This is a genomic window from Streptomyces sp. NPDC090442 (genome assembly GCF_044769405.1).
In the GTDB taxonomy this organism is placed as follows: Bacteria; Actinomycetota; Actinomycetes; order Streptomycetales; family Streptomycetaceae; genus Streptomyces.
In genome coordinates, this window is record NZ_JBIVXW010000041.1 from 80,142 (window position 1) to 87,139 (window position 6,998).

7 protein-coding genes and 1 pseudogene are annotated in these 6,998 nt (G+C 71.5%); 2 read left to right on the forward strand and 6 right to left on the reverse strand.

What is annotated here, in order from left to right; all coding sequences use genetic code 11:
- Window positions 1-91: 91 nt before the first annotated feature.
- From ACIQU6_RS26915 to ACIQU6_RS26940, 6 genes are all read right to left on the reverse strand, one after another.
- Window positions 92-1,048, reverse strand: a complete 957-nt coding sequence (locus tag ACIQU6_RS26915; protein WP_403484247.1) for an NAD(P)H-dependent flavin oxidoreductase — start codon at window positions 1,046-1,048, stop codon at window positions 92-94.
- Between the two features lie 144 nt (window positions 1,049-1,192).
- Window positions 1,193-2,161, reverse strand: coding sequence for a LysR substrate-binding domain-containing protein (locus ACIQU6_RS26920; RefSeq protein ID WP_403484248.1), 969 nt, complete (start codon window positions 2,159-2,161; stop codon window positions 1,193-1,195).
- 99 nt (window positions 2,162-2,260) lie between these two features.
- On the reverse strand, window positions 2,261-2,773 hold the full coding sequence (locus tag ACIQU6_RS26925; RefSeq protein WP_403484249.1) for a DinB family protein: 513 nt from the start codon (window positions 2,771-2,773) through the stop codon (window positions 2,261-2,263).
- An 85-nt stretch (window positions 2,774-2,858) separates the two neighbouring features.
- Complete coding sequence (locus ACIQU6_RS26930; protein ID WP_403484250.1) at window positions 2,859-3,644, reverse strand: (2Fe-2S)-binding protein; 786 nt, start codon at window positions 3,642-3,644, stop codon at window positions 2,859-2,861.
- Window positions 3,645-3,711: 67 nt separating this feature from the next.
- Entirely contained in the window at window positions 3,712-4,653 is a 942-nt protein-coding gene (locus ACIQU6_RS26935) for an ABC transporter substrate-binding protein (RefSeq protein WP_403484251.1), read from the reverse strand.
- A 239-nt stretch (window positions 4,654-4,892) separates the two neighbouring features.
- The gene (locus ACIQU6_RS26940; protein ID WP_403484252.1) at window positions 4,893-5,435 is read right to left on the reverse strand and encodes a DUF1707 domain-containing protein; all 543 of its coding nucleotides are present in this window, start codon (window positions 5,433-5,435) and stop codon (window positions 4,893-4,895) included.
- Between the two features lie 274 nt (window positions 5,436-5,709).
- Between ACIQU6_RS26940 and ACIQU6_RS26945 the strand changes: the two genes are divergently transcribed.
- A complete protein-coding gene (locus ACIQU6_RS26945) occupies window positions 5,710-5,982 on the forward strand; it encodes a hypothetical protein (RefSeq protein ID WP_403484253.1) in 273 nt (90 codons plus the stop codon).
- 483 nt (window positions 5,983-6,465) lie between these two features.
- Window positions 6,466-6,998: pseudogene (locus ACIQU6_RS26950) on the forward strand (DNA-directed RNA polymerase subunit alpha); the annotation flags it as partial.

Below are 6,998 nucleotides of genomic sequence, written 5' to 3' on the forward strand. Positions count from 1 at the left end.
GCCAGGCTCCCTGACAGTCGCGTGCGTATCCGTAGGCATCCGGTCCGGGGCGTGGGGCGGTGCGGACGCAGTGACCGCGCGGCCCGTGGGCCTAGCGGCCCAGCCGGGCGGCGGCATCCCGCGTCATCCGGCGCACCACCTCTCCCGCGGGCAGGATTTCCCCGACCCGGCCCACCCCCTCGCCGACGATCACCCCCGCGATGTCGTAGTCCTCCTGCGAGACGCCGGACCTGAACTCCGCGGCGGCCTCGGCAAGATGAGCGTCGAGCGCGGACTCCCGGCCGTGCCACCGGTCGATGAACTGGTTGCGCAACAGGCGCCCGTCGTACTCGGCCGGCCAGTCGTACTGCCGCACGATGTCGTAGACCCTGGTGCGCACGGTGTCGTCGCCGCCGGCCGCCAACGCGCGGGCCTGGGCGCCATCGGAGACCACCGCCTCCTCCGTCGCCCAGAACCGGGTTCCGACCAGGACGCCGTCCGCGCCGAGGGCGAGCGCGGCGGCGAGCCCGCGGCCGTCCACCACGCCACCGGCGCCCAACAGCAGTGTGTCGGGGGAGCGGTCGGCGATCAGGTCCGCGACATCGGGTACGAGGGTGAACGTCGAGCGCGTGCCCACGCCGTGCCCGCCGGCCTCGCCGCCCTGCGCGACGACGACATCCGCGCCGGCATCGAGGACCTGCCGGGCCTGGTCGAGCGTGTGGACCTGGCAGACCAGTGGCACGCCGGCGGCGCGGATCCGGTCGGCGAACGGCGCCGGGTCGCCGAACGACAGCATCATGGCGGCGGGTCGGTGTTCCAGGGCGACGTCGAGGAGTCCGGGACGGCGGGCCAGGCTCCAGGTGATGAAGCCGCACCCCACCCGGGTGCCGGCCGCGGCGGCGAACTGGTCCTCCAACCACCGCTCGTCGCCGTAGCCGCCGCCGAGGAGGCCGAGCCCGCCCGCGGCGGACACCGCCACGGCGAGCCGGGCCCCGGCGACGAAGTCCATGGGGGCGAGCACCACCGGGTGCTCGATTCCGAGGGCGTTGGTGAAGCGCGTCGTCAGCAAGGCGAAATCCCCTTTGGTCGGGCGGCGGCCCGTTGGCCGCGCGGCGGGCGATGCGGCGTCAAGAGGGACAGTAGGTTCGCCGGGACTTCAGATCCAACGATTGCTGGTGATGGGAGCCATCGCCCGAAGTGAACTCTCCTGTGCTCAACGGGAATCGGGCCGGCGCACCACCCGCTGCTGCGGGCTCCCGACCGCGCGCAGGACGGGCGGCCCCGGATCCACCGCCTGCACATGCGTGAGGAACCGTGCCAGCGCGGGCAGGGGCGGCGCGTCGGCGCGCCGGACGAAGACGGTCTGCGCGCCCGCCTCCTCCTCCGGCAGCTCGTGCACCCGGACCTGGTCGCGGGCGGCGTGCCGCTCGACGACGGAGGCGGGCAGCAGACTGATTCCCATACCCGCCCCGACACAGCCGAGGATGCCGTCCAGCGTCCCCAATTCCATACAGCGAACGCCAACCGCGCCCCGCGCCCGCAGGACACTCTCCAACCGCCGCCGATAGGAGCAACCGGTCCGAAAGACAAGGATCTTGGGATCGGTCAGCACGGCGTCCAGGTCGGTGGCCCGAGGGGCCGTGAGCAGGACCAGGCGCTCCTCGAACAGCGGCGTCTCCACCAGGCCGGGCTGCCGCACCGGCCCGCTGACCAGCGCGCCGTCGAGACGGTACGCCAACACGTCCCGTACGAGCCGCTCGGTCGACCCGGTGGCCAGCGACAGGTCGACGCGCGGGCAGTCCTCGATGAACGCGGCGAGGGCACCGGGCAGCCGCAGGCTCGCCGTGGTCTCCATGGACCCGATCCGCAACGGCCCACTGGGATCCGCCTCGTCCCCGATGACGTGCCGCGCCTCCTCGACCAGTCTGACGATGCGCTCCGCGTACGGCAGCAGCCGCTCGCCCACGCTCGTCAGCGCCACGCCCCGAGCATGCCGACGGAACAGCGGAGCACCGAGCTCCTTCTCCAACGCATGGATCCGGGCGCTGACGTTCGACTGCACGGTGTGCAGTTCCTGAGCGGCTCTGGTGATGCCGCCAGTGCGCGCGACGGCCAAGTAGACCCGCAGGTCGGACAGTTGCACATTGACCTCCACAGGACGGGACTTGGCTGTCTCGCTCACGCCGTCGACGACAGCGCCGCGCCAGACGACCTTCGCCCCGTCGACCGGCTCCCGTAGCCGGTCGCTGGCGGCGTGCCTGGCAACGCGGTCTGATCGGAGCTACACCCCGGTGGCGCCGTCGATGCGCTCCCGGAGCAGGTCGGCGTGGCCGTTGTGGCGGGCGTACTCCTCGATCATGTGGACGTAGGTCCAGCGGAGGTTGACGTCCTGTCCCATGAAGCGACCGGTGTCCGTCAGGGCGCGGCCGGCGCAGAGCTCGCGGGTGCGGGCGATTTCCGCACGCCAGGTGGCGAGAGCGTCGCGCAAAGTGGCGCCCTCGGCCAACTCGAAGCCGCCGTCGGGCCCGTTCGGATCCGCCTGCGGGTCGTAGAGGGGCGGGGCCTCTTCGCCGGCGAACACCCGTCGGAACCAGTTCCGTTCCACCTCCGCCATGTGCTGGACGAGGCCCGTCAGAGTAAAGCCGGACGGCGGCACCGAAGCGACGGCGCCTTGCTCATCGTCCAGACCCTCGCACTTCATGGCGAGCGTCGTGCGGTGGAAGTCGAGCCAACCTTCGAGCGTGGTGCGCTCGTCGACGTTCAGGGGCGGAACGGGGCGTTCGATGGTGGTCATCGGTCGATTATCGCCGGCGGTCCAACCCGCTGGCGGGCGGGCCGGCGCGGGGGCCGACGAGCCGGGCTCGGCGGGGGCCGCCGCCCTACCGAACGCTCCGCCGCAGCACGCAGTCTCCGCACAATCCTCCGCCCGGAACGCGGTAGTACAGGCAACAACTCCGTCGGGAGAACCCGGGACCGACGGGATCCAGCGTGCCCGTGTCGCGCAACAGCGGATCATCCAGCAGGGATGCGGTCAGCGTCACGGCCCGCTCCGCCGCCTCCCCGTCGCCTTCCTGGCGGCACCAGCCCATCAACACCCGGAGGGTACCGACCAGTGCCGAGGCCGCGTTGCCCCACAGCAGAGGGGAAGAGATCGGGGACACCGCGATGACGGCCCGTTGCAGCGGAACCAGATGACCGTGCAGAACGGCTCCCCGCAGCCGCCCCGCCAGTTCCTCCGCCACGCCTTCCCCCAAGCCCCCCTTCAGGTCTTCCTCCCGGGCTTCCGCAGAGGCCGACGGCAGCGCGGACGGGGAGGGGAGCCAGAGTTCGTCCGGAGTGCTCCGCTCCGGATGCCACCACAGGGCATCGCCGCCGAGATCGGGGACACGCCCCGCCAGCACCGCCGGTGCGAGGGCGATCGACCACAGGCGACCGGCGAGCCCCTGGTAGACGAGGGACGCCGCGACCCGACGCTCCGCCGTACCGAGCCGCGCGGCCACCGCCTCCACCCGGTTGCGCAACGCCGGTACGGAGCCCCCGGGATACAGCTCCGACAGCGGGAGGAAGCCCTGGTCCCGCGGCGTGCCGGCGTCAGTCCGCACGGCGAAGAACGGTCCCACGGCGGCGGCGCGGCGGAGGACCGCCGTCATCGGCTCCTGCGGCATCGGTCCTCCTCGGTTCGGGGTGCGGGCTGCGAGCGGGAAGGCAACGATACGGGCCGGTCGGGTCGGTTCACGTGCCGGAGCGGGCGGTCCCGGCTGCGGACAGACGGATCGCCTCACCCGCCGTCACGGGAGCACCCGCCTCAACGGAGTGCAGCACGTGGGCCAGGACCTCCGCACCTCTGACCACCCTGGGGCCCGGCCGGTTGAAGTAGGCGGGACCGTCGAGCACCCAGACGGCATCCCCGCGCACGGCGGGCAACGCGTCCCAGCCAGGCAGCTCGGTGAGCAGACCGCGCTCCCGCAACGTGCGTTCGGGACTGAAGCCGCAGGGCAAGACGAGGAGGACGTCCGGGCGCGCGGCGCGTACCGCACTCCACTCCATCGGCCTGGTGTGCTCGCCCGGCGCCGCGAGCAGCGGCGAGCCGCCCGCGCAGGTGATCTGCTCCGGCACCCAGTGTCCCGCGGGCCAGAGCGGGTCGAGCCACTCGATGGCCACCACACGCGGTCGCGGTCGGCCGGCGGTCAGTCGCTCCACCTTCGTCAGACGCGCGCGCAGTTCCTCCCGCCGCCGCTCGGCGCGCTCGGGAACACCCAACAGCGTGCCGACGGTGACCAGACAGTCCAACACGTCGCCCAGGGTGCGTGGTTCCAGGCTCAGTACCTTGGTGTCGGCCTCCAGCACCCGGACGGCCCGGGAGACGCTGCCGTACGACACCGCACACACCTCGCAGAGGTCCTGTGTGAGGACCACCTCCGGAGCGAGGGCGCCGAGGGCCTGGGCGTCGAGGGCGTAGAGCGAGGAACCCGAGTGGGAGGCGCCGCCCACCGCGTCGGAGATCTCCCGGCTGGTCATGTCGTCCGCGGAGAAGTCGGCGGCCGTGACGACGGGAACCCCGGCGACGGCCTCCGGCGGCCAGTCGCATTCATGGGTGCGGCCCACCAGGTCGGCAGCCAGACCGAGTTCGGCCACGATGTCGGTGGCCGCCGGCAACAGGGAGACGATGCGCATGCCTCGACCTTAGGGCGCTTCTGACGGATCTCCGCGGCGTCGCGGCGTCCGGCACGCACTCCCCCACGCCTTAAGGGCGCGGGGGCCCCCGCGGCGTTGCCGAAATGCCCCCATAGCTCCGCTATGAAGACATCCCGGCGCCTTGCGATCGCACGCACCAGACGCCGCTCCTGCCTCCGCGGAGATCCGTCAGAAGCGCCCTAGGCGCGGGAGCGCAGCCCGGCGGCCCCTCAGAGAGCTCAACGCCGCGCGTGGCGGATCTCCAACCGTCCGAACCCCAGGGCCCCGGAGATCCGGATCCGCGGCCCGCCGGGTCGCTGATCCCGCGGGGCCTTGTAGCGCAGGTCCTTCCACGTGGTCTGCAAACCCTCGACGTCAACGACCGCGTCGCGGGGCACCGTGATCCTGGCCCCACCAGTGCCGAGTTGCAGCTCGATGTCGACGACCGGATGCTCGATGATCGCCCGGGACAGATCCAGACGCACCTTTCCGAAGGCGGAATCGACCTTGAGGTTCCGCGGTACCCGCCATGCGCCGCGCCGCTTGATCCGTCCGCTGATGGCGCCGATCGCCGACGCGGTGCCCGGGTCCTCCTCCGGGAGCGAAGCCAGGGCCGACACGAGCTCGCTGCGCGTCCTGGCGGAGAGCACCTGGTCGAGGCGTTCGTCCAACTCCTCATGGGAGATGAGCTGTTCGGTGTACGCCTGCTGCAGGCGCCGCACGGCCGCATCGCGGTCGTCCTCGCCGATCCGTGGCGACGAGCCTTCCGGTAGGGGAGTCACCGTTTCAGCCTACTGCCGCACCGGCGATGCGCACCCGTCACGGGACGTGGAGCGGTGCCTGCTCTTTTGCTTGGCCGCGAGCACGGCCGATCCGCGGGCGGGGGAGCGGAGTTGACGGTGGACGGCGGGCGGGGCGCCGGTCCCGCGCGAAGCAGTGGCCGCTGACCGGCTGTGGGCGGTCATCGTCTTCGTCCAGTGTGCCGACGCGCGCCTGCTCGGCCAGGTCAGCCTCGTTTGCGGTGTCGGGATCGGCGTCGGTCAGTGAATCGTCGCCGTGCGGGGCAGGATCCGCGTGCTGTTCGGTCGGATCGGCCTCGGAGGCCGGGCTCGACTCGCCGCCCGGATCGATCTCCCCGGCATGCTCGGCTTCGCCGTGTCGATGACCGTCCTGGTCGTCTTCCTCACGGACCTGCCGCACATCGCGTGGATCCCCCTGCTCGTCCTCGCCGCGGCCGCGCCGCCCACCGTCGCGTGGGAGCTGCGCCGGCCCGCGCCGTCCTCCGACTTCCGGAGACCCGCGCACGCCCCCACCGAACCCCGCAAGTAGCGCACCGGCTCGCCGGTCCCTGCCCGGGTTGCGATCGGCGCGGCGCTGCGTCACGTGCGGAGTCCCCGGGAGCGTGCGGACGGGCTGCAGCCCAGGGCGTTGCCGGGTTCGGGCGGCCGCATTTCCACGGCATTTCGTCGGTCCGAGTGGCACACTGCCGTCGACAGGGCTGGGGCTGGCCGTGCCACCGGCCGCCACGGTGCTGAGCGATGCGTTACGGCCGCGACTCCAGGGGGTGGGCTCCGTCGTCAACATCCGCACGCGTGAACTCATTCGTCCGCTGGACATTGCTGTGCTTGACGACGCGCTCACCAACGACGACTACCAGGCCGACCTGCCGGTCGACGCAGTGTCGTCCACAGTCTGCGCGAGGCATGCGGCCAGTGATCCGCATCGCCCGTACTCTAGGTCCTACCGACATCGGGTTGCCGTCCGGTGGTACGGCATCAAATTGTGGGTGGCGAAGACTGGAGGCAATACCTCATGCTGATCGCTCAGCGACCCTCGTTGACCGAGGAGATCGTGGAGGAATGTCGTTCCCGGTTCGTGATCGAACCGTTGGAGCCCGGCTTCGGTTACACGCTGGGCAACTCCCTGCGACGGACCCTGCTCTCCTCGATCCCGGGTGCGGCGGTCACGTCCATCCGCATCGACGGCGTGCTGCACGAGTTCACCACCGTGCCCGGCGTGAAGGAAGACGTCACCGACCTGATCCTCAACATCAAGCAGTTGGTGGTGTCGTCCGAGCAGGACGAGCCGGTCGTGATGTACCTGCGCAAGCAGGGGCCCGGCCTGGTCACCGCCGCGGACATCGCGCCGCCGGCCGGTGTCGAGGTGCACAACCCCGACCTGGTCCTGGCCACGCTGAACGGCAAGGGCAAGCTGGAGTTGGAGCTGACCGTCGAGCGCGGTCGCGGCTATGTCTCCGCCGTCCAGAACAAGCAGGTCGGCCAGGAGATCGGCCGGATCCCGGTCGACTCGATCTACTCGCCGGTGCTCAAGGTCACGTACAAGGT